The 23,382-nt window shown below is 70.1% G+C and carries 18 protein-coding genes; 12 read left to right on the forward strand and 6 right to left on the reverse strand.

Features of this window, described 5'->3' with window-relative positions:
- Positions 1-99: 99 nt before the first annotated feature.
- The 3 genes from OG878_RS29555 to OG878_RS29565 form a co-directional block, all read right to left on the reverse strand.
- Positions 100-1,395, reverse strand: a complete 1,296-nt coding sequence (locus OG878_RS29555; RefSeq protein WP_328889595.1) for an MFS transporter — start codon at positions 1,393-1,395, stop codon at positions 100-102.
- A gap of 87 nt (positions 1,396-1,482) precedes the next feature.
- On the reverse strand, positions 1,483-2,049 hold the full coding sequence (locus tag OG878_RS29560; protein WP_328889596.1) for a methylated-DNA--[protein]-cysteine S-methyltransferase: 567 nt from the start codon (positions 2,047-2,049) through the stop codon (positions 1,483-1,485).
- A 57-nt stretch (positions 2,050-2,106) separates the two neighbouring features.
- Positions 2,107-3,066 (reverse strand): glycerophosphodiester phosphodiesterase, encoded by a 960-nt coding sequence (locus OG878_RS29565; protein ID WP_328889597.1) that lies wholly within the window; start codon positions 3,064-3,066, stop codon positions 2,107-2,109.
- Between the two features lie 214 nt (positions 3,067-3,280).
- Between OG878_RS29565 and OG878_RS29570 the strand changes: the two genes are divergently transcribed.
- From OG878_RS29570 to OG878_RS29590, 5 genes are all read left to right on the forward strand, one after another.
- Complete coding sequence (locus tag OG878_RS29570; protein WP_328889598.1) at positions 3,281-4,171, forward strand: MHYT domain-containing protein; 891 nt, start codon at positions 3,281-3,283, stop codon at positions 4,169-4,171.
- A gap of 40 nt (positions 4,172-4,211) precedes the next feature.
- A complete protein-coding gene (gene uvrB, locus OG878_RS29575; protein WP_328889599.1) occupies positions 4,212-6,350 on the forward strand; it encodes an excinuclease ABC subunit UvrB in 2,139 nt (712 codons plus the stop codon).
- 130 nt (positions 6,351-6,480) lie between these two features.
- The gene (locus OG878_RS29580) at positions 6,481-7,059 is read left to right on the forward strand and encodes a TerD family protein (RefSeq protein WP_328889600.1); all 579 of its coding nucleotides are present in this window, start codon (positions 6,481-6,483) and stop codon (positions 7,057-7,059) included.
- A 109-nt stretch (positions 7,060-7,168) separates the two neighbouring features.
- The gene (locus tag OG878_RS29585; RefSeq protein WP_328889601.1) at positions 7,169-9,118 is read left to right on the forward strand and encodes a TerD family protein; all 1,950 of its coding nucleotides are present in this window, start codon (positions 7,169-7,171) and stop codon (positions 9,116-9,118) included.
- 249 nt (positions 9,119-9,367) lie between these two features.
- Positions 9,368-10,369: a TerC family protein gene (locus tag OG878_RS29590; RefSeq protein ID WP_328889602.1), complete on the forward strand. Its 1,002-nt coding sequence runs from the start codon at positions 9,368-9,370 to the stop codon at positions 10,367-10,369.
- A gap of 48 nt (positions 10,370-10,417) precedes the next feature.
- Here OG878_RS29590 and OG878_RS29595 read toward each other — a convergent pair whose 3' ends face one another.
- Both OG878_RS29595 and OG878_RS29600 read right to left on the reverse strand, forming a co-directional pair.
- Positions 10,418-11,074, reverse strand: coding sequence for an MBL fold metallo-hydrolase (locus OG878_RS29595; protein WP_328889603.1), 657 nt, complete (start codon positions 11,072-11,074; stop codon positions 10,418-10,420).
- Positions 11,075-11,084: 10 nt separating this feature from the next.
- Entirely contained in the window at positions 11,085-11,774 is a 690-nt protein-coding gene (locus tag OG878_RS29600) for a maleylpyruvate isomerase family mycothiol-dependent enzyme (protein ID WP_328889604.1), read from the reverse strand.
- A gap of 175 nt (positions 11,775-11,949) precedes the next feature.
- On the opposite strand from OG878_RS29600, the gene uvrA reads away from it, so the two are divergent.
- Positions 11,950-14,967, forward strand: a complete 3,018-nt coding sequence (gene uvrA, locus OG878_RS29605) for an excinuclease ABC subunit UvrA (RefSeq protein WP_328889605.1) — start codon at positions 11,950-11,952, stop codon at positions 14,965-14,967.
- Positions 14,968-15,221: 254 nt separating this feature from the next.
- Entirely contained in the window at positions 15,222-15,650 is a 429-nt protein-coding gene (locus OG878_RS29610; RefSeq protein ID WP_328889606.1) for a Rieske (2Fe-2S) protein, read from the forward strand.
- Positions 15,651-15,705: 55 nt separating this feature from the next.
- Here OG878_RS29610 and OG878_RS29615 read toward each other — a convergent pair whose 3' ends face one another.
- The gene (locus OG878_RS29615; RefSeq protein ID WP_328889607.1) at positions 15,706-16,632 is read right to left on the reverse strand and encodes a hypothetical protein; all 927 of its coding nucleotides are present in this window, start codon (positions 16,630-16,632) and stop codon (positions 15,706-15,708) included.
- A 391-nt stretch (positions 16,633-17,023) separates the two neighbouring features.
- Here OG878_RS29615 and uvrC point away from each other — a divergent pair, with 391 nt between their 5' ends.
- The 5 genes from uvrC to gap all read left to right on the forward strand — a co-directional run bounded on the left by uvrC (position 17,024) and on the right by gap (position 23,381).
- The gene (gene uvrC, locus OG878_RS29620) at positions 17,024-19,078 is read left to right on the forward strand and encodes an excinuclease ABC subunit UvrC (RefSeq protein ID WP_328889608.1); all 2,055 of its coding nucleotides are present in this window, start codon (positions 17,024-17,026) and stop codon (positions 19,076-19,078) included.
- Positions 19,075-20,100 (forward strand): RNase adapter RapZ, encoded by a 1,026-nt coding sequence (gene rapZ, locus OG878_RS29625; protein WP_328889609.1) that lies wholly within the window; start codon positions 19,075-19,077, stop codon positions 20,098-20,100. The genes uvrC and rapZ overlap by 4 nt, the downstream gene beginning before the upstream one ends.
- A complete protein-coding gene (locus OG878_RS29630) occupies positions 20,097-21,131 on the forward strand; it encodes a gluconeogenesis factor YvcK family protein (protein ID WP_328889610.1) in 1,035 nt (344 codons plus the stop codon). The genes rapZ and OG878_RS29630 overlap by 4 nt, the downstream gene beginning before the upstream one ends.
- Positions 21,122-22,111, forward strand: a complete 990-nt coding sequence (gene whiA / locus OG878_RS29635; RefSeq protein WP_030919772.1) for a DNA-binding protein WhiA — start codon at positions 21,122-21,124, stop codon at positions 22,109-22,111. The genes OG878_RS29630 and whiA overlap by 10 nt, the downstream gene beginning before the upstream one ends.
- Before the next feature lie 262 nt (positions 22,112-22,373).
- Entirely contained in the window at positions 22,374-23,381 is a 1,008-nt protein-coding gene (gene gap, locus OG878_RS29640; RefSeq protein WP_277325565.1) for a type I glyceraldehyde-3-phosphate dehydrogenase, read from the forward strand.
- Position 23,382 lies beyond the last annotated feature (1 nt).

Below are 23,382 nucleotides of genomic sequence, written 5' to 3' on the forward strand. Positions count from 1 at the left end.
GGCCCGGACGACCGCCCCTCGAATCGCTCCTGGGGGGCAGGACGTCGGTCCGGGGCTGCCCTGCCCGTCCCGCCCTCCCTTCCTGCAGGCTCGGCCCGGTCATGCCGCGGCGGCGGGCCGGGTCAGTGCACGGCGCAGCGCCAGTGCCGCCATCGGCAGCAACAGGCACGCGGCGGTCGCGTTCAGCGTGCCGTAGCCCGCCTGGGAGACGATCAGTCCGGCGACCGCACCGCCGATGCCGGCCGCCGTGTTCATGGTCAGATCCGACAGTCCCTGTACGGCGGCGCGGGCGGGCTGCGGTACGGAGTCGGTGAGGAGCGCGGAACCGGCGACCATCCCCGCCGACCAGCCGAGCCCGAGCACGAACAGGCCCGCGGCCGTCCGTCCGTGGCTGGCGCCCGCGGTGCCGGCCAGCAGCGCGGCGCAGGACAGCAGCCCGACCGCCAGACCGATCACAGCAAGCCGTCCGAAGCGGTCGGAGAGCCAGCCCATCACCGGCGAGAACGCGTACATGCCCGCGATGTGACCGCTGATGACCAGGCCGATCAACTGGAGGTCCGCGCCGTGGTGACCCAGGGCGACCGGGGTCATCACCATGATCGAGACCATCGCGGTGTGCGACAGGGCCACCGTCACCAGCGCCAGCCGGGCCATCGGCGAGGCACGTACCGCCGCCAGGCCCGCACGCAGCGAACGGCCGCCCGTGGACCGGTCGTCCTGCGGGGCGAGCGCACGGGCGGTGAGCAGCGGGTCGGGCCGCAGCAGCCCCCCGATCACCACCGCGGCGATCAGGAAGACGGCGGCCGCCAGGAGGAACGGTCCGGCCGTCTCGGATATGGATGTGCCCCGGAAGAGACGGCCCGCCGGAGCCGCGATGTTGGGCCCGAGGACCGAACCGATCGTGGTGGCCCAGATGACAGTCGAGATCGCCCGGCCGCGACGGTCCGGCTCGGCCAGATCGGCGGCGGCGAACCGGGCCTGCAGATTGGCCGACGAACCGGCACCGAACCCGGCCATACCGAGCAGCAGCAACGGGAAGCTGCCCACGAGGGTCGACAGGACCACCAGCCCCGCGCCCAGCGCACCGATCAGATACGCCAGCACGAGGCCGGGGCGCCGGCCCCGCGAGGTCATGAGCGCGGCCAGTGGCAGCGACAGCAGCGCCGTGCCGGTCACGGACGCGGTCGGCGCGAGACCGGACAGCGACTCGGAGCCGCTCACCTGCGTCGCGAGGACGGGGGCCAGCGCGATGCCGGTGGGTACGCCGAGGCCGCCGAGAATCTGGCCGGCGACGAGCACGGCCGATGTCCGGCGCCGCAGGGCGGGCAGCTGCGCCGCGGTGACGGGACGGCCCGGCCCGGTGGGGGTGTCAGGTGCGTCGAGGGTGTTGGTCACTTACGGAGTGTGCCAGCTCGCACGCAGGTGTGAAAACGGCTCCCGCCAGGCAGGCGGCGGCGTGCGGTCCCCGAGCGGAGTGCGGCCTCAGAACAGCGGCTGCGGCAGTACGCCTTCCAGTGCCAGCAGCCGGCGCTTGGTCTCCAGACCGCCGCCGAACCCGCCGAGCCCACCGTCGCTCTCCACCACACGGTGGCACGGCACCACGACCGGCAGCGGGTTGGACCCCATGGCCGCCCCGACGGCCTGGGCCGCCCCCGGCTGCCCCACCCGCCCGGCGAGATCGCCGTATCCGACGACCGTCCCGTACGGCACGCCCGCCGCGAGCTCGCGAAGCACCTGACGGTTGAAGCCGGACGTCAGCGACCAGTCCAGCGCGAGGGAGAACTCCCGCAGCGAACCCGCGAAGTACGCCGCGAGCTGACGTATCGGCTCGGTGAGGCGGGCGGAGCCCGGTGACTCCACCGGCTCCGCACCGAGCCGGGCCCGCAGCTGTCCGAGCGCCTTGTCCCGCACCGGCGGGCCGGCGTGGAACACGACGCTCACCAGCCCGGCACCGGTCGCGGCAAGGAGCAGCGGCCCGATGTCGCTCCCGACGACGGCCCACTCGACGGTCCCGCCGACGCTCCTGTCGGCACCCCGGTCGCTGTTCATGGGAACCACCGTACGACCGGCCACTGACAACGGGGGAGGAGATGATCCGGGCGGCCGTCAGCCGGTGGCGCCGCGCACCACGTCAGGGGCGTTGGTGATGATCCCGTCGACGTGGAGGCGGTTCGCCTTCACCGCGGCCGCCGCGTCGTCGACCGTCCATGTGTTGACCCGGAGCCTCCTGCCGTGCGGCCCCTTCAGCGCGTGCACGGCCGCCACGTAGCGGGCGCTGATGGATGCGTACGACGGGTTGATCTGGTCGGTGAACGCCGCGTACGCCTTCAGATCTGCGCCCTTGGGGGTGCCGAGGAAGCCGGTGGTGACGTCCGGACGCTGCTGGTGCACCTTCTTGATGCTGCCCGCGCCGAAGCTCTGGATCACCAGCCTGTTCCTGACGTGAGCCGGGTCCAGCCACCCCTTCCGGCTCAGCACCTGCAGCGTCTCCCGCTCGATGCCCGGGTACATCTGCGGACTCTTGATCTCCAGCAGCAGGTTCTGGTGGTTGTGCTCGATCCGGTCCAGGTACTGCTTGAGCGTGGGGACCCGGGTCCCGGTGTACCGGACACCGAACCAGCTGCCCGCGTCCAGCCGGGCGATCTCCGCGGCCGTGAAGTCCTTGACCGCCCACGGTGCACGCTTCGGGAAGACCTTCTCGACGTCGGTGGTCCGCTTCAGGTCGGTGTCGTGGATGACGACCAGTACCCCGTCCCTGGTGCGCTGGACGTCGTTCTCCACCCACGTGAAGCCGAGGCGGCCGGCCCGGTCGACGGCGGCCAGGGTGTTTTCCGGCGCGTACGCGGACGCGCCCCGGTGGGCGAAGACGGTCGGGGCGACGGGTGGCTGCACGGCCCGTTTGCTCACGGCGGTCCGGAGGATGTTCCCTGCGCTCGTGTCCATGCGCGCACCCGCACCTGTGTCCGTGCCGGAGTCCGTGGCCTGCGTCTGGGGGATCAGCAGCAGCGCGCCGGCACCCAGCAGGGCGACGGCGGCGAGGGAGACGGTGGCGGTGCGTGCGTACACGTGTACTCCTTGCATCAGTGTGACGTTCGGGCCGAGGGTGACAGCCGTCCCCGAACGACGGGCCGGCGAAGGATGGCCACCACATGAAGGGAAGAGCCGGGACCGGCTCTGCGGCCGGTTGGCCTGCCGATAAAATGCAGCTCTTCTGTTTGTCTGCCGGGCATCGCGCCTTAGGGTCACCCCGAACCCGGGCTTCCTCGAAGGGCGTACGAGCATGCAGGGCACAATCGACGGTTTCGGCTATGGGATGGTGACGCCCGCCGCGGCCTTCCTCATGGCGTGCCTCGGCGCGGCCCTGGGCCTCCGCTGCACGACGCGGTCGCTGCGGACCGAGCGCTCGTTCAAGGCGGGATGGCTCGCTCTCGGGGCGACGTCCATAGGCTCCGGCATCTGGACGATGCACTTCATCGCGATGACGGGGTTCAGCGTCGAAGACGTGCCGATCCGCTACGACACCCCGGTCAGCTTCGCCAGCCTGGCCGTCGCGATCATCATGGTCGGCATCGGCATCTTCATCGTCGGCTACCGCGGCGCGACGCTCATGGCACTCGTCACCGGCGGCACCATCACCGGCCTCGGCGTCGCCACCATGCACTACCTCGGCATGGCAGGCATGCGGCTCCAGGGGCAGTTCGAGTACGACACACTCACCGTCTCGCTCTCCGTCGTCATCGCCGTGGTCGCCTCGACGGTCGCGCTCTGGGCGGCCGTCTCCGTCCGCGGTTTCCTGCCCAGCCTCGGTGCCAGCGTGGTGATGGGCATCGCGGTGAGCGGGATGCACTACACGGGCATGGCCGCGCTCAGCGTCCATCTGCACCCCGTCGTCCCCGGCACCGCTTCCGGCAGCGGGCCGACGGCGCCCCTGGTCCCGCTGCTGATCGGCCCGGGCTGCTTCCTCCTGCTCGCCGCGGTGGTCGTGATGTTCGACCCCCTGATGGTGATGGGCGACCAGGACTGGGACGACCCGTCGGGCCGCGGTGCCCACGGGGCCGGACGGCCCCCCGGCATCCCCGTCCAGCGTCAGGTCCCGCGGTTCGGAACCTACGCCGACCCGGCGTCCTTCCATTCGCAGCACCACGAGGCCCCGCCGTCGCGGGACCGGTGACCGGACCCCGGTTGTCAGTGGGGGGTCGTACGGTGGTTCCATGCGGCCCGTTTCGAAGATCGAACGTTCGGTGGCGCCTTTCGAGGTCGTCAGTCCCTATCAGCCCAGCGGCGACCAGCCGACGGCCATCGCCGAGCTGGAGCGGCGCATCCGGGCAGGTGAGAAGGACGTCGTGCTGCTCGGCGCGACCGGCACCGGCAAATCGGCGACCACCGCCTGGATGATCGAGAAACTGCAGCGCCCCACGCTGGTGATGGCGCCGAACAAGACCCTCGCGGCCCAGCTGGCGAACGAGTTCCGCGAACTGCTCCCCAACAACGCCGTCGAGTACTTCGTCTCGTACTACGACTATTACCAGCCAGAGGCGTACATTCCGCAGTCGGACACGTACATCGAGAAGGATTCGTCGATCAACGACGAGGTCGAGCGGCTGCGCCACTCCGCGACGAATTCCCTGCTCACCCGCCGTGACGTGGTCGTGGTCGCTTCGGTCTCCTGCATCTATGGCCTCGGTACGCCACAGGAGTACGTGGACCGCATGGTCCCGCTCAAGGTGGGCGAAGAGATCGACCGCGACCAGCTGCTGCGCCGCTTCGTCGAGATCCAGTACACGCGCAACGACATCGCGTTCACCCGGGGCACCTTCCGGGTCCGCGGGGACACCATCGAGATCTTCCCGGTCTACGAGGAGCTCGCCGTCCGCATCGAGATGTTCGGCGACGAGATCGAGGCGCTGTCCACCCTCCATCCGCTCACCGGTGAGGTCATCAGCGAGGACAACGAGCTCTACGTCTTCCCCGCCAGCCACTACGTGGCGGGACCCGAGCGCATGGAGAAGGCGGTCAACGGCATCGAGCAGGAGCTGGAGCAGCGCCTCGCCGAGCTGGAGAAGCAGGGCAAGCTGCTGGAGGCCCAGCGGCTTCGGATGCGCACCACGTACGACATCGAGATGATGCGCCAGATCGGCACCTGCTCCGGTATCGAGAACTACTCGATGCACATGGACGGCCGTGAGCCCGGCACCGCCCCCAACACCCTCCTCGACTACTTCCCCGAGGACTTCCTGCTCGTCATCGACGAGTCGCATGTCACCGTGCCGCAGATCGGCGCGATGTACGAGGGGGACGCCTCCCGCAAGCGCAGCCTCGTCGACCACGGCTTCCGGCTGCCGTCCGCCCTCGACAACCGCCCCCTGAGGTGGGAGGAGTTCGTGGAGCGGATCGGCCAGACGGTCTATCTCTCCGCCACCCCGGGCAAGTACGAGCTGTCCCGCGGCGACGGGTTCGTGGAGCAGATCATCCGCCCCACCGGCCTCGTCGACCCGGAGGTCGTCGTCAAACCCACCGAGGGCCAGATCGACGACCTGGTGCACGAGATCCGCAAGCGCACCGAGAAGGACGAGCGGGTCCTGGTCACCACCCTCACGAAGAAGATGTCCGAGGACCTCACGGACTACTTCCTGGAGCTGGGCATCCAGGTCCGCTATCTGCACAGTGACGTCGACACCCTGCGCCGCATCGAGCTGCTGCGCGAACTGCGCGCCGGTGAGTACGACGTCCTGGTCGGGATCAACCTCCTGCGTGAGGGCCTCGACCTGCCCGAGGTCTCCCTGGTGGCCATCCTCGATGCCGACAAGGAGGGCTTCCTGCGGTCCGGGACGTCCCTCATCCAGACCATCGGCCGTGCGGCCCGCAACGTCTCCGGCCAGGTCCACATGTACGCGGACAAGATCACCCCGGCGATGGAGAAGGCCATCGACGAGACCAACCGCCGCCGGGAGAAGCAGATCGCGTACAACACCGAGCGCGGGATCGATCCGCAGCCGCTGCGCAAGAAGATCAACGACATCGTCGCGACGATCGCCCGCGAGGAGGTCGACACCGAGGAGCTGCTCGGCACCGGATACCGCCAGGGGAAGGGCGCCAAGGCCCCGGTCCCCGCGCTCGCCGGCAAGGCTGGCAAGGCGGGAAAGGCGGGCAGGGCGGCCGGATCCGCGAAGGCCGGCGCCATCGTCACGGACCGGCCGGCGACCGAGCTCGCCGGGATCATCGAGGAGATGACCGACCGGATGCGGGCCGCCGCCGCGGACCTGCAGTTCGAGGTGGCCGCCCGGCTGCGCGACGAGGTCGGAGAACTGAAGAAGGAGCTGCGGCAGATGCGTGAGGCGGGCCTCGCCTGACCCGCCGCTCCGGTGTGTTGCAAGACCGACACAAAAACGGTCCAAACCTGCTGCGCCTTACGCGTGACTGCGTAGGGTGCGGGGAAACCGCGCAGGACGGTTGCGGGGCAAGCAGGAGAGGGGACAGCGCGTGACGGTCAACATGACCAAGGGTCAGGCCATCAGCCTGCAGAAGAGCGACGGGGGGACCCTGACCGCGGTACGGATGGGGCTCGGCTGGCAGGCGGCGCCGCGCCGCGGTCTGTTCGGCTCACGCACCCGGGAGATCGACCTGGACGCGTCGGCGGTGCTGTTCGCCGACAAGCAGCCGGTCGACGTGGTCTTCTTCCGCCATCTCGTCAGTGACGACGGGTCGGTCAAGCACACCGGGGACAACCTGGTCGGCGGCGCCGGATCGGGCGGCGACGACGAGGCGATCCTCGTCGATCTGCAGCGGGTGCCGGTCCACATCGACCAGATCGTCTTCACGGTGAACTCTTTCACCGGCCAGACGTTCCAGGAGGTGCAGAACGCCTTCTGCCGCATCGTCGACGAGACCAACGGCCAGGAGCTCGCCCGCTACACGCTCGACGGCGGCGGCCAGTACACCGCCCAGATCATGGCCAAGGTGCACCGCGTGGGCGCCGGGTGGCAGATGACCGCCCTCGGCAATCCCGCCAACGGCCGTACGTTCCAGGACCTGATGCCGACGATCCTGCCGCATCTGTAGGCACGGCCGGACCGATCGGGTCCGTATCGGTACGCGCAGCTCCCGGTGGCATCGGCCGCCGGGAGCTGCACCACATGGCGCTGCGTCAATTCGTCGAGGGGACAGGGCAATGACGGCCGAGCTGGTCCGGGGGCAGAACCACACCTTGCCCCAGACCCGTCTGGAGATCCGGGTGTCGGCCGGTACGCCCGTCGTGGCCGGTGCCACGCTCGGCGACGAGCGCGGCACGGTGCACGGCGTCGAGTGGATCGCCCACCCCGGCTCGCCCCAACTGCCCGGACTCGAAGTGTCCAAGCAGGCCGCCGCCGACCACCGGCTGGCCGTGGACCTCGATGCCGTGCCCGCTGCGGTGCACCGCGTCACGGTACTGCTGGCCCTGCCCATGGAGGCCGGCGGCCCGGTCAGATTCGGAGCGGTCGCCGCGCCCTTCGTCGCCGTCACCGGTCTCGACGGCACCGAGATCGCCACCTTCACCCTCACCGGCCTGGACGCCGAATCCGCGGTGGCCGCCCTGGAGCTCTACCGCCGCCAGGGTGCCTGGAAGGTCCGTGCGGTCGGCCAGGGCTATGCGGGCGGCCTTGCCGCGATGCTCGCCGACCAGGGGGTGACCGCCGCGGCCGAGCTGGCCCGGTCGATCCACGAGGCGGTCGCCCGGGGCCTGGCCCGCTCGGTGGCACCGCCCCCGCCCCGTAGGCCGGAGGGCGACCGGGTCCGCCAGAGTGCACCGGCCGGCGACCCGGCCCCGGCCGCCACCCCGCAGGCCGACCCCGAGCCGTCCCGCCCCGCCGCGGTCACGGGGCCCACCACCGCCCCCGGCTCGTCCTCCGCCACAGGTCCCATCAACTACGCGCACCCCCGCCGCCAGGCCGCCGCACCCCCGCCGCCCCCGCCCACCGCAGCGCCCGCCGAGCCGGGCCGGCCCGCCCGGCCCGTCGCTGGGGACGCGACCGGCTGGTCCATGGAGGAGCGCCTCTACAACCAGGTCTGGGGCATGTTCGAGGACCTGGCCCGCACCACCGCCGCGTACCGCAGCGCCGTCGACTTCGCCGAGTCCCGCATGGACCAGGAGCTCGACCGTGCCCTGTCCGACCCGCGCAACAGGATCGGCGGGGCGGGCGACCGTGCCCGCGAGGCGGCCCGTGCCAAGCGCGACGAGCTGACCGCCCGGGCCCGTGAGGCGCTCGACCGCGATCTCGCCCAGCTCGCCGCCGAGTCCGCCGTCGTCGAACCCGCGCTCCCCGCCGCGTTCGCGGGCTGGGACAACCCCGTCTGGCATGCCTATCGCGTCCCCATGGAGCTCCCCATGGCGCTGCGGATCGGCGACCTTCATCTGCCCGAGAGCACCGGTCTGCGTATCCCGCTGCTCGTACGGCTGCCGCTGGAACGCGGCATCTGGGTCGACAGCGGGCGTACGGCCTCCGAAGCCGCTGCTTCGACCGATACGGACCGGCTCCGTCGCCTCGCCATGGAGAACGCGGTGGCGCATGCGGCCCGGCTGCTCGCCGTCCATCCGGCGCACGAGTTCTCCGTCCATGTCATCGACCCCGCGGGTTCGGCTGTCGCGGCCCTCGCGCCGCTGGTGGACACCGGTGTGCTCGCCGGCCCGCCCGCCGCAGGCGCCGGGGGCGTGGCCTCGGTCCTCGCCCGTCTCACCCGACGGGTCGATCTGGTCCAGATGGCGATCCGGGCAGGCGCCACGGATTCGCTTCCACCGGACCTGGACACCGCCGAGCAGTTGCTGATCGTCAACGACTTCCCGCACGGCTTCGACGACCGGGCCGTCACCCAGTTGCGCTATCTGGCCGACGAGGGACCTTCGGTCGGCGTCCATCTGCTGATGGTCGCGGACCGGGAGGACGCGAGCGCCTACGGGCCCGTGCTCGATCCGCTGTGGCGGTCCCTGCTGCGGATCACCCCGGTCGCCGATGACCACCTGGCCGACCCCTGGGTCGGCCATGCCTGGACGTACGAGCCGCTGAGGACGCCGCCCGGCAGCCGGGTGCTCGAGCAGGTCCTCGCCCAGGTCGCCGCCGCCCGGCGCACCGGCCGTCGCCCCTAGGGCACCTCCTCGGAGCGCAGCCGACCTGGCCTTTTGAGGGATCTTTACCCTGCGCTTTACCTTTTCTTGGTGTTCCCTGTACTGTTCCTGGGACGGAGGGGAGTACTCCCTACGCGGCGTGCCCGTCAGTACGGACTGTGACCGGTCCCGGGGCGTCGGCCCGTGGTGCGCATCCCGTGCGCCCGGGTGGAAGAGACCTCCGGCAGCGACGACGCTGATCAGTAGCCGTAGCGAACTGCCGGAGGCGCAGTGGACGTTTCAGGAACCATCTGGGTGCTGACCATTCTCGGTCTGTCAGCCCTTGTTGCCATCGACTTCTTCATCGGGCGCAAACCCCATGACGTGACGACGAAGGAAGCCGGAATCTGGACGGTCGTCTGGATCGTGCTGGCCGCGCTCTTCGGGCTCGGCCTGCTGGTCTCCGGCGAGAGTCAGGCGTCGGGCGAGTTCTTCGCCGGCTACATCACCGAGAAGTCGCTCAGTGTGGACAACCTCTTCGTGTTCGTCCTGATCATGGCGAAGTTCTCGGTGCCGTCCCACCTCCAGCAGCGCGTGCTGCTCGTCGGTGTGCTGATCGCCCTGGTCCTGCGAGCGATCTTCATCGCCGCGGGCGCCGCGGTCATCGCCAACTTCTCGTGGATCTTCTACATCTTCGGCGCGTTCCTGATCTACACCGCCTGGAAGCTCATCCAGGAGGCGCGGGCCGACGAGGAGGAGGACGAGTTCGAGGAGAACCGTCTCCTCAAGTCGATCGAGCGCCGCTTCGGTGTCGCCGACAGGTACCACGGCACCAAGCTCTTCATCAGGAACAACGGCAAGCGCGTCATGACGCCGCTGATGGTCGTCATGCTCGCCATCGGCACCACCGATGTGCTGTTCGCGCTGGATTCGATCCCGGCGATCTTCGGCCTGACCCAGGACCCGTACATCGTCTTCACCGCCAACGCCTTCGCCCTGATGGGGCTGCGGCAGCTGTACTTCCTGATCGGCGGTCTGCTGAAGAAGCTGGTGCACCTCAGCTACGGGCTCTCGGTCATCCTCGGCTTCATCGGCGTCAAGCTGGTGCTGCACGCCCTGCACGAGTCCGGGGTGCATGTCCCCGAGATCTCGATCCCCTTCTCGCTCGGCTTCATCTGCGCGGTGCTGGTGATCACCACGATCACCAGCCTCATCGCCAACAAGAAGCAGGAGGCGGCCGAGGCCGCCGAGGCCGACCGGGCGGCGGAGAAGAGTTCCAGCATCGACGCCTGATCCGGGCGGGGGTACCAAGGGCGGGCGGCAGAGCCGCCCGCCCTTTCCTCACCAGCCGCGTGCGCGCCACTCCGGCAGCTGCGGCCGCTCGTCCCCGAGCGTCGTGTCGTGACCGTGGCCCGGGTAGACCCAGGTCTCGTCGGGCAGCTGGTCGAAGAGCTTGGTCTCCACGTCGTGGAGCAGGCTCGCGAACGCCTCGGGGTCCTTGTGCGTATTGCCGACCCCGCCGGGGAAGAGGCAGTCCCCGGTGAACAGATGCGGGGCGCCGTGCGGGTCGTCGTAGATCAGCGCGATCGAGCCCGGGGTGTGGCCGACCAGGTGGCGGGCGGTCAGCGTGACCTGACCCACCCGGATCGTGCCGTTGTCGTCGACGAGGACGTCGGTCGGGACCGGGATGCCCTCGGCGTCGTACCGTCCGGCGTAGGTACGCGCGCCGGTGGCCGCCACCACCTCGCCCAGCGCCTGCCAGTGGTCGCCGTGCCGATGGGTGGTGACGACGGACGCGATGGAGTCGTCACCGATCAGCTGCAACAGGGTCCCGGCCTCGTTGGCCGCGTCGATCAGGAGCTGCTCGCCGGTGGCCCGGCAGCGCAGCAGATAGGCGTTGTTGTTCATCGGGCCGACGGCGACCTTGGAGATCATCAGATCCGTCAACTCGTGTACATCCGCACGTCCGCCGACCTTGACCGCTCCGCTGTACGTCATACGCCTCAGCCTATAGCGGGGGCAGTGCGGGGAGGTGGCCACCGTCCACGGTCAGCGCGGACCCGTCGCGGCGCCCGGAGAGCCAGCCCAGCAGCGCCGGCGCCGTGCCGCGGACCACGACGGGGCCGCCTTCCGCGCCGCCGCCCGTGGTCCAGAGCCGGCCGTCGTCGGCGGCCACGCTCGTGGACACGACCGCAGGATGGCCGTCGAACCGCTCCGCGAGGAAATCGATCTCGCGGGCCACGAACTCGTCCGGCAGATCCTCCAGCTCGTACCCGATCCCCAGGTCCACGTGGTGCAGCTCGACCTCGATCCGGCGGCGGAAGGGGACGCGGGACGCCGAGTCGGTCACACCGTTGCGCATCGTGATCGTGCGTGACCAGTCGGCCGGCTCGGCGGCCGCGGCCAGGAAGAGGTCCGCGCTCTCGCGCACATCCGCCAGCTGTTCGGCGAGCGGCCGGGGTGCGTCGCGCTCGATGTCGCGCTCGCGGGTTTCGCTGTCTGCGTACATCGGACGGCCCTGGAGAACATTTACGAGCGCGTCGGCGTTACGAGAGAGGTGCGCAAGGACGTGGCCCCGGCTCCAGCCGGGCAGCCGGGACGGCTCGGCGACCGTGGTGTCGTCAAGTTTGCCCGTTGCGCTGAGGAGCCGATCGGTTGCTTCACGTACGGCTTCCAGGTCGTGCGCATGATCAGTCATGGGGCCGAGCCTAGCCTCGCCACTCAATCGGGTGAAGGAGTCATCGGGCGTCCGTAAATCGAATGCGCGTGCTATACGCTCGGAATCGAAAGCTTCGTACATCGCTGTGGCGCCCCCCATACCCTGGGACGGGGGCTCAGTTCCCCCACTTCTCTCCAGAAAGGTGCGGACCGGCGTGGTCGACCGTCTCATCGTCCGTGGCGCTCGCGAGCACAACCTCAAGAACGTCTCGCTCGACCTTCCCCGCGACTCCCTCATCGTCTTCACCGGGCTCTCCGGGTCGGGCAAGTCGTCCCTCGCGTTCGACACGATCTTCGCCGAGGGCCAGCGGCGGTACGTCGAGTCGCTCTCCTCGTACGCCCGGCAGTTCCTCGGCCAGATGGACAAGCCGGACGTCGACTTCATCGAGGGCCTCTCGCCCGCCGTCTCCATCGATCAGAAGTCGACCTCGCGCAACCCGCGCTCGACGGTCGGCACGATCACCGAGGTCTACGACTACCTCCGGCTGCTCTTCGCCCGGATCGGCAAGCCGCACTGCCCCGAGTGCGGCCGGCCGATCTCCCGCCAGTCGCCGCAGGCCATCGTCGACAAGGTGCTCGGCCTGCCCGAGGGCAGCCGTTTCCAGGTGCTGTCACCGCTGGTGCGCGAGCGCAAGGGCGAGTTCGTCGACCTCTTCGCCGATCTGCAGACCAAGGGCTACAGCAGGGCCCGGGTCGACGGCACGACCATCCAGCTCTCCGAGCCGCCCACGCTGAAGAAGCAGGAGAAGCACACCATCGAGGTGGTCATCGACCGTCTTACGGTGAAGGAAAGCGCCAAGCGCCGCCTGACCGACTCGGTCGAGACCGCGCTCGGCCTGTCCGGCGGCATGGTCGTGCTCGACTTCGTCGACCTCCCCGAGGACGACCCCGAGCGTGAGCGGATGTATTCCGAGCACCTCTACTGCCCGTACGACGACCTCTCCTTCGAGGAGCTGGAGCCGCGCTCCTTCTCCTTCAACTCGCCGTTCGGCGCCTGCCCCGACTGCACGGGCATCGGTACGCGGATGGAGGTCGACCCGGAGCTGGTCGTCCCCGACGAGGAGAAGTCCCTCGACGAGGGGGCGATCCACCCCTGGTCGCACGGCCACACCAAGGAGTACTTCGGGCGGCTGATCGGCGCCCTCGCCGACGCGCTGGGATTCCGTACGGACATCCCGTGGGCGGGTCTGCCGCAGCGCGCCAAGAAGGCCCTGCTCCACGGCCACAAGATCCAGACCGAGGTCCGCTACCGCAACCGGTACGGGCGCGAGCGCGCCTACACCACCCCCGCCTTCGAGGGCGCGGTGCAGTTCGTCAAGCGGCGGCACTCCGAGGCCGAGAGCGACTCCAGCCGGGAGCGCTTCGAGGGCTACATGCGCGAGGTGCCCTGCCCGACCTGTGAGGGCACGAGGCTGAAGCCGATCGTCCTCGCGGTGACGGTGATGGAGAAGTCCATCGCCCAGATCTCCGCGATGTCGATCAGCGAGTGCGCCGAATTCCTCGGCCGGCTGACGCTGAACGCCCGCGACAAGAAGATCGCCGAGCGAGTGCTGAAGGAGGTCAACGAGCGGCTGAGGTTCCTGGTCGACGTCGGCCTCGACTACCTCTCGCTGAACCGCGCGGCAGGCACCCTGTCCGGCGGCGAGGCACAGCGCATCCGGCTCGCCACCCAGATCGGCTCCGGCCTGGTCGGTGTGCTGTACGTGCTGGACGAGCCGTCCATCGGACTCCACCAGCGCGACAACCACCGGCTGATCGAGACCCTGGTCCGGCTGCGCGACATGGGCAACACGCTCATCGTCGTCGAGCACGACGAGGACACCATCAAGGTCGCGGACTGGGTCGTCGACATCGGCCCCGGCGCCGGCGAGCACGGCGGCAAGGTGGTCCACTCCGGATCACTCAAGGAGCTGCTGGCCAACGGCGATTCGATCACCGGTCAGTATTTGGTCGGCAAGAAGGTCATCCCGATGCCGGACATCCGGCGCCCGGCCGACCCGGCCCGCCGGCTCACGGTGCGCGGAGCCCGGGAGAACAACCTCCAGGACATCGACGTCTCCTTCCCGCTCGGTGTGCTCACGGCGGTCACCGGTGTCTCCGGCTCCGGAAAGTCGACGCTGGTCAACGACATCCTCTACACCCACCTGGCACGCGAGCTGAACGGCGCCAAGTCGGTCCCGGGCCGGCACACCCGGGTCGACGGTGACGATCTGGTCGACAAGGTGGTGCACGTCGACCAGTCGCCGATCGGCCGTACGCCCCGGTCCAACCCGGCGACGTACACCGGCGTCTTCGACCACGTCCGCAAGCTCTTCGCGGAGACGATGGAGGCGAAGGTGCGTGGCTATCTGCCGGGCCGCTTCTCGTTCAACGTCAAGGGCGGCCGTTGCGAGAACTGCTCCGGCGACGGCACGATCAAGATCGAGATGAACTTCCTGCCGGATGTGTACGTCCCGTGCGAGGTCTGCCACGGGGCGCGGTACAACCGGGAGACCCTGGAGGTCCACTACAAGGGCAAGTCCATTGCCGAGGTGCTGGACATGCCGATCGAGGAGGGCCTGGAGTTCTTCGAGGCCGTCCCGACGATCGCCCGCCATCTGCGTACGCTCCACGAGGTGGGCCTCGGATACGTCAGGCTCGGCCAGTCCGCGCCGACGCTCTCCGGCGGTGAGGCGCAGCGCGTGAAGCTCGCGAGCGAGCTGCAGAAGCGCTCCACCGGCCGCACGGTCTACGTCCTGGACGAGCCGACCACCGGACTGCACTTCGAGGACATCAGCAAGCTCATCAAGGTGCTGTCCGGGCTGGTCGACAAGGGCAACTCGGTGATCGTCATCGAGCACAACCTCGATGTCATCAAGACCGCGGACTGGGTCATCGACATGGGCCCCGAGGGTGGCAGCGGTGGTGGACTGGTCATCGCCGAGGGCACCCCGGAGCAGGTCGCCACGGTCCCGGGGAGCCACACCGGCAAGTTCCTGCAGAGTGTCCTGGACGCGGACCGGGTGAGCGAGGCGGCGGTGCCGGCGGCGCGCAAGCCGGTGCGGAAGGCGTCGGCGAAGGCGGTGGCCGCGAAGTCGACCCCGGCAAGGAGGACGGCGACGGCCAAGACCGCGACGAAGGCTGCGGCGAAGAAGCCCGCGGCCAAGAAGGCGACCCGCGCGCGCAAGGTCTGACCTCTCGCACGGCAGGCACGACGGCGGCTCCCGGAAGGGGGCCGTCGTCGTGTTCGCACAAGGCCTGTGACCAGGGGTGATGGCCCAGGACCGGCCCGGCCGCAGGGTCGCCCGACTCCGCCGGTATCGTCGGTTCTGTCACCGATGCCTGTGGTGCCCCGGGTGCCTCCGGTGTCCCCGGTGCCTCCGGCATCCCGGTGATCCGGCGCCTCTCCGACGCCCCTCACGCCGCCCCTCACCCCCGTGGAGTCCGCATGCCCGGCCAGCCCGCCGCCCGCCGAACCGTGCTGAAGGGGGCTGCTCTCGCCGGTATCGCCGGGCTGGGAGCGGCCGCCTGTTCGACCGAGTCGAAGCTCGGGCACGCCCAGACGCCCACCCCCACCGCCCCCGTCGAGCTCGGCGCCGCGGACGAGGTGCCGGTCGGCGGGTCCAAGCTCTACCGCGAGCAGCGGGTCGTCGTCAGCTGCCCGGCCGAGGGCCGGTACAAGGCGTTCAGTGCCCAGTGCACCCACGCGGGCTGTCTCCTGGACAAGGTCGAGAAGAACGAGGGGAGCTGCCCCTGCCACGGCAGTCGTTTCGACACGACCACCGGCGAGGCGGTGCGCGGTCCGGCGACCGTGCCGCTGCCCGCCGTTCCGGTCAAGGTCGAGGGCGGAAGGCTGATAGCAGGTCCCGACGCCTGACGCGGCCGGTGCGGCGCCCGACGTCACCCATCCCCGTCCGCACCGGAACCGTTCGTCACTCCCAGTCCCAGTCGATGCCCACCAGGCCGGGCCGCACCCCCTGCTCCACCAGGTGGACGGTCCGGTGCCGTCCGGTGAGCGCGAGGTCGGTACGGCCGGCCCGCGGAGCCCCTGCCGTTGCCTGGGCGAACCGCCGGCACCGTACCGGCAGCGCGGCCTCGTCGAAGCGCACCTGCAGTACGTACTGTCCGCCGCCGAAGCCGAAGCCGCGCACGTACTCGCCGCACGGGCCGCCCGTACCGTCGTCGAATCCGTATCCGAACAGGTACGTCTGGCCCACCTGCAACCGGGTATCGAAGAGCAGTTCGGCGACGAGCACCCCCGACCTCCGGTCCCGGCGGACCCGGCCCGTCCGGCAGTTCTCCCGGGCCACCACCTCGACCCGTGCGGGGTCGCAGCCCGGATCGCCGCGGTAGACGGCGAGATAGCGGTCGATCCCGTCGCGGTGCGCGCGCACGACATGCTGCGAGTCCCGGCGCCGCAGCTCCCGGCCCGCCCCGATCCGTACCCGCTCCTGGTGTCCCACCGTGTGCAGCCCGCCGTCGGCCGGTGACTCCAGCGCGTCGAGCAGCCGCTCCACCGCGCCGGACGCCTCCGTCGCGGAGCGGTACGAACGGGCCGCCGGGCGCTCGGAGGCCGTGGGGGAGTCCCCGCCACGGAGCAGACGGAGCAGTGAATTCCGCGGCAGCTCCAGTACCTCCTCCAGGGCCCTCACCGCCCGCAGGGACTCGGCGCGCTGTGGGCGCCGGGCCCCTTGCTGCCAGTAACTCAGGCTGGTCACACCGACCTTGACCCCACGGTGCGCGAGATGGTGCTGCACCCGCTGGAGCGGCAGCCCGCGCACCGAGAAGGCGGTGCGCAGCGCCAGATGGAACGGGCCGGTGTGCAGCACCTGCGCCAGTTCGGCCTCGGTGCGCTGCATGGCGAGCCTCCAGTGAACGATTCACGGCACGGGGCGGGGAGACCGCGCCGGTGGGAGCGGGACGGCAGGCGGCCGCGGGCGGACCGGTCACGTGTCCGCCACACCGTTCGCGCCGCGATGTTCCCCCGCATTGAAGCGTGTTGACCCGTTCCCGACAACGGTTGAAGCCGCCTTCGGCGGAGCCCCGCAGAGGCTGCCGCGATGTCCTCTGCCCCGGCCGGGGCAGGAACGCCTGCACAGCCGCGGCATCCGGCCGGGAGTGCGGCCGGTGCGGTGGCCCCCGCCCCGCTAGTGCTGTGCCACCACTCTGCGCAACCGGTCCGTACCCCGGAGCACGGTTCAGTCTCCCGGGGGCACCTGACTGTCACCGCCCGCAAGTAGGGTGGGTGGCATGGCAGACCCCTCCAGCTACCGCCCCAAGCCGGGACAGATCCCCGACTCCCCGGGGGTCTACAGATTCCGCGACGAGCACCGCCGGGTGATCTACGTCGGGAAGGCGAAGAGCCTGCGCCAGCGCCTGGCCAACTACTTCCAGGACCTGGCCGGTCTCCACCCGCGTACCCGCACGATGGTCACCACGGCCGCCTCCGTCGAGTGGACCGTCGTCGCCACCGAGGTCGAGGCGCTGCAGCTGGAGTACTCCTGGATCAAGGAGTACGACCCCCGGTTCAACGTCAAGTACCGCGACGACAAGAGCTATCCGTATCTCGCGGTCACGCTGAACGAACAGTTCCCGCGGGTCCAGGTCATGCGCGGCGCCAAGAAGAAGGGCGTGCGCTACTTCGGTCCGTACGGGCACGCCTGGGCGATCCGCGAGACCGTCGACCTGATGCTCCGGGTCTTTCCGGTGCGTACGTGCTCCGCCGGCGTCTTCAAGAATGCCGCGCGGACCGGGCGGCCCTGCCTCCTCGGCTACATCGGGAAGTGCTCGGCCCCCTGCGTCGGCCGGATCACCCCCGAGGAACACCGCGAACTGGCGGACGATTTCTGCGACTTCATGGCCGGCCGTACGGGCACGTACATCCGGCGCCTCGAGAAGGACATGATGGCGGCCGCCGAGGAGATGGAGTACGAGCGGGCGGCCCGGCTCCGCGACGACGTGGAGGCACTCAAGCGGGCCATGGAGAAGAGCGCCGTCGTCCTCGCGGACGCCACCGACGCCGACCTGATCGCGGTCGCCGAGGACGAGCTCGAAGCCGCCGTGCAGATCTTCCATGTCCGCGGCGGCCGGGTACGCGGGCAGCGCGGGTGGGTCACCGACAAGGTCGAGGCGGTCGACACCGCGGGCCTCGTCGAGCACGCCCTGCAGCAGCTGTACGGGGAGGAGACGGGAGACTCCGTCCCGAAGGAGGTCCTCGTCCCCGCCCTGCCCGAGGACCCCGAATCGGTCTCCCAGTGGCTCGCCGGCCGCCGCGGCTCCCAGGTCAGCCTGCGCATACCGCAGCGCGGCGACAAGAAGGACCTGATGGTGACGGTCCAGCGCAACGCCCAGCAGGCCCTGGGGCTGCACAAGACCAAGCGCGCCTCCGACCTGACCACCCGCTCCCGCGCCCTGGAGGAGATCTCCGAGGCGCTCGGCCTCGATACGGCTCCGCTGCGCATCGAATGCTTCGACATCTCCCATCTCCAGGGCGACGACGTGGTCGCGTCCATGGTCGTCTTCGAGGACGGGCTGGCCCGCAAGAGCGAGTACCGCCGCTTCCAGATCAAGGGCTTCGAGGGACAGGACGACGTCCGCTCGATGCACGAGGTGATCGGCCGCCGCTTCCGGCGCTACCTCCAGGAGAAGGAGCGCACGGGGGAGTGGGAGGAGGCGCCGGCCCCCGCGGACACCGTCGCGGACCCGGGTGCCGGAGCGGTCCCGGGGGTCCCCGCCCGGGACGCCGACCCCTTCGACAACGAGCCCCGCGAGGACGACGGCCGTCCCAAGCGGTTCGCCTACCCGCCGCAGCTCGTCGTGGTCGACGGCGGGCAGCCGCAGGTCGCCGCGGCCAAGAGGGCCCTGGACGAGCTGGGGATCGACGACATCGCCGTCTGCGGCCTCGCCAAGCGCCTCGAAGAGGTCTGGCTGCCCGATGACGACGACCCCGTGGTCCTGCCCCGCTCCAGCGAGGGTCTCTACCTCCTGCAGCGCGTCCGTGACGAAGCACACCGTTTCGCCATCACCTACCAGCGCGCCAAGCGGGCCAAGCGCATCCGCTCCAGCCCCCTGGACGCCGTCGTCGGCCTCGGCGAGACCCGGAAGCAGGCGCTGATCAAGCATTTCGGCTCCGTGAAGAAGCTGAAGCAGGCGACAATCGACGAGATCTGCGAGGTTCCGGGGATAGGCCGCAGGACGGCGGAATCAGTGGCTGTCGCCCTCGCCTCGACCACCCCGGCCGCGCCCGCCGTGAACACGGCGACAGGAGAGATCATTGAAGAGGACGACGGGGGCAGCGCACCATGACTGAGAACGAACACGAGCAGGAACGACCGCAGGAACACGAACAGCCGGGTCAGGAGCGCGCGCACGACCGCACAGGCCGCGCGCACGACGGCACGGACCGAGCAGACGGAGCAGGACACGTGAGTACGGGCACCACGACCGAGACGGGCGATGCCGGTGCGGCCATCCCCGAGCTGGTGATCATCTCCGGCATGTCGGGCGCCGGGCGGTCCACCGCCGCCAAGTGCCTGGAGGACCTCGGCTGGTTCGTGGTCGACAACCTGCCACCTGCCCTGATCCCCACCATGGTGGAGCTCGGCGCCCGGTCCCAGGGCAATGTCGCCCGGATCGCCGTCGTCGTCGACGTGCGCGGCCGCCGCTTCTTCGACAACCTCCGGGAGTCCCTCGCCGACCTGGAGGCGAAGCACGTCACCCGGCGGATCGTCTTCCTGGAGTCCTCCGACGACGCACTGGTGCGCCGATTCGAATCGGTCCGCCGCCCGCACCCCCTCCAGGGCGACGGACGCATCGTCGACGGCATCGCCGCCGAGCGGGACCTGCTGCGCGAGCTGCGCGGCGACGCCGACCTGGTGATCGACACCTCCAGCCTGAACGTGCACGAGCTACGCGCCAAGATGGACGCCCAGTTCGCCGGTGACGAGGAGCCGGAGCTGCGCGCCACGGTGATGTCGTTCGGCTTCAAGTACGGCCTGCCGGTCGACGCCGATCTGGTGGCGGACTGCCGCTTCCTGCCCAACCCGCACTGGGTCCCCGAGCTGCGCCCGTTCACCGGACTCAACGAGGAGGTCTCGGCGTACGTCTTCAACCAGCCGGGCGCCAAGGAGTTCCTCAACCAGTACACCGAGCTGCTGCAGCTGGTCGCCGCGGGCTACCGCCGCGAGGGCAAGCGCTACGTGACGATCGCCGTCGGCTGCACCGGTGGCAAGCACCGTTCCGTCGCGATGTCCGAGAAGCTTGCAGCCCGGCTCGCCACCGAGGGGATCGAGACGGTCATCGTCCACCGGGACATGGGGCGCGAGTGACCAGCCGTAATCTCCGCCTGCGACGGCTGCGCCGAGCCACCAGCGCACTGTCCGCCCGCAAGCGCGGCGCCCAGCCCAAGGTCGTCGCCCTCGGCGGCGGCATGGGGCTGTCCGCGTCGCTCGCGGCGCTGCGCCGGATCACCGGTGATCTCACCGCCGTGGTCACCGTCGCCGACGACGGCGGCTCCAGCGGCCGGCTCCGCGAGGAGCTCGGCGTTCTGCCGCCCGGCGACCTGCGCAAGGCGCTCGCCGCGCTCTGCGGCGACGACGAGTGGGGCCAGACCTGGGCGCAGGTCATCCAGCACCGCTTCCAGTCCAAGGGTGATCTGCACGAGCACGCGGTCGGCAATCTGCTGATCGTCGCCCTGTGGGAGCAGCTCGGCGACCATGTCCAGGCCCTCGACCTGGTCGGCAGGCTGCTCGGTGCGCACGGCCGGGTCCTGCCCATGTCCGCCGTGCCGCTTGAGCTCCAGGCGCTCGTACGGGGGCACGACCCGGCCCGCCCGGACGACGTGGACACGGTGCGGGGCCAGGCGACGGTGGCGCTCACCCCCGGGGAGGTGCAGTCCGTGCACCTCGTCCCGAACGACCCGCCGGCCGTTCCGGAGGCCGTCGCGGCGGTCCTGGATGCAGACTGGGTGGTGCTCGGCCCGGGATCCTGGTTCTCCTCGGTGATCCCGCATCTGCTCGTACCGGAACTGCTCGACGCGCTCGTCACGACCAGGGCCCGCAAGGTCCTCTCGCTCAATCTCGCCCCGCAACCCGGCGAAACTGATGGCTTCTCTCCGCAGCGTCATTTGGAGGTTTTGGGACGACACGCCCCTAAACTCGCCCTGGACGTGGTGCTGGCCGACGAAGCCGCCGTGCCCGATCGCGAGTCACTCGCCGATGCCGCCAAGCGGCTCGGCGCCGCGGTCGAGCTGGCGCCGGTGGCCTCACCCGACGGCGTTCCGATCCATGATCCGGAGCTGTTGGCCGCCGCGTACGACCGTATTTTTCGGATGCATGGAAGGATCGGCCCATGGCGATGACGCCGGCGGTGAAGGACGAAATCTCTCGGCTTCCCGTGACCCGCACCTGCTGCAGGAAGGCTGAGGTCTCGGCGATTCTTCGGTTCGCGGGCGGGCTGCACCTGGTGAGCGGCCGGATTGTGATCGAGGCGGAGCTGGACACCGCAATGGCGGCGCGCCGGCTCAAGCGGGACATCCTCGAGATCTTCGGGCACAGCTCGGAGCTGATCGTGATGGCCCCCGGCGGGCTGCGGCGCGGTTCCCGCTATGTCGTGCGGGTGGTGGCGGGCGGCGACCAGCTGGCTCGCCAGACCGGACTGGTGGACGGCCGTGGCCGGCCCATCCGCGGGCTGCCGCCGCAGGTGGTCTCGGGGGCCACGTGCGATGCCGAGGCCGCCTGGCGCGGAGCCTTCCTGGCCCACGGTTCGCTCACCGAGCCGGGCCGTTCCTCCTCGCTGGAGGTGACCTGCCCGGGCCCGGAGGCGGCGCTGGCGCTGGTCGGTGCGGCCCGCAGGCTCTCCATCGCCGCGAAGGCCCGCGAGGTGCGCGGAGTGGACCGCGTCGTCGTCCGCGACGGCGACGCGATCGGCGCCCTGCTCACCCGGCTCGGTGCCCATGAGTCGGTGCTGGCCTGGGAGGAGCGGCGGATGCGCCGCGAGGTGCGCGCCACCGCCAACCGGCTGGCCAACTTCGACGACGCCAACCTGCGCCGCTCCGCGCGCGCGGCGGTGGCCGCAGGTGCCCGGGTGGGCCGCGCCCTGGAGATCCTGGGCGAGGAGGTGCCCGAGCACCTCGCGGCGGCCGGACGGCTGCGCATGGAGCACAAGCAGGCCTCCCTGGAGGAGCTGGGCGCGCTCGCAGATCCGCCGCTGACCAAGGACGCGGTCGCCGGCCGGATCCGGCGGCTGCTGGCCATGGCCGACAAGCGGGCCCAGGACCTGGGTATTCCGGGGACCGAATCGACCCTCAGCGAGGAGCTCGCGGACGGCCTGGTGGGATGACCCGCGCACAGCGACGAAAGCCGGCCAGGGACGGAACGCGCGGCACCCCAGCGGGTGTTGACACTCCGTAATCATGACTGCGTACGCGGCCGAGCAATCGGAGGCCCGTATTCCTACCGAGGAGTACGGGCCTCCGCGGCTCTCCGGGGCTCTCTCGATGTCACTCCAGCGCCGTCCGAGGGGTAGGGTCGGAGGCGGTCGGGGACATCCCATACAACTCGCCGGCGTCGAAACCCGGCGTACCTAACGAGGAGATCGGTTCGTGACGATCCGCGTAGGCATCAACGGCTTTGGCCGCATCGGTCGTAACTACTTCCGCGCGCTGCTGGAGCAGGGTGCGGACATCGAGATCGTGGCTGTCAACGACCTGGGTGACACTGCGACCACGGCTCACCTGCTGAAGTACGACACCATCCTGGGCCGTCTGAAGGCCGAGGTCAGCCACACCGCCGACAGCATCACCGTCGACGACCACACCATCAAGGTGCTCTCCGAGCGCAACCCGGCCGACATCCCCTGGGGTGAGCTGGGTGTCGACATCGTCATCGAGTCGACCGGCATCTTCACCAAGAAGGCCGACGCCGAGAAGCACATCGCCGGTGGCGCGAAGAAGGTCCTCATCTCGGCTCCGGCCAAGGACGAGGACATCACCATCGTGATGGGTGTCAACGAGGAGAAGTACGACGCGGCCAAGCACCACGTCATCTCCAACGCCTCCTGCACCACCAACTGTGTGGCGCCGATGGCCAAGGTCCTCGACGAGAACTTCGGCGTCGTCAAGGGCCTCATGACGACGGTCCACGCGTACACGAACGACCAGCGCATCCTGGACTTCCCGCACTCCGACCTGCGTCGCGCCCGCGCCGCGGCGGAGAACATCATCCCGACCACGACCGGTGCCGCCAAGGCCACCGCTCTGGTGCTCCCGCAGCTCAAGGGCAAGCTCGACGGCCTCGCGATGCGCGTCCCGGTCCCGACCGGTTCGGTCACCGACCTGGTCATCACCCTCGAGCGCGAGGTCACCAAGGACGAGGTCAACGCGGCCTTCCAGAAGGCCGCCGAGGAGGGCCCCCTCAAGGGCCGCCTCTTCTACACCGAGGACCCGATCGTGTCCTCGGACATCGTGTCGAGCCCGGCGTCCTGCACCTTCGACTCCCTGCTGACCATGGCAGAGGGCACGCAGGTCAAGGTCATCGGCTGGTACGACAACGAGTGGGGCTACTCCAACCGCCTCGTCGACCTGACCGTCTTCGTCGGCAGCCAGCTCTGAC

This window comes from Streptomyces sp. NBC_00316, assembly GCF_036158715.1.
Classification (GTDB): domain Bacteria; phylum Actinomycetota; class Actinomycetes; order Streptomycetales; family Streptomycetaceae; genus Streptomyces.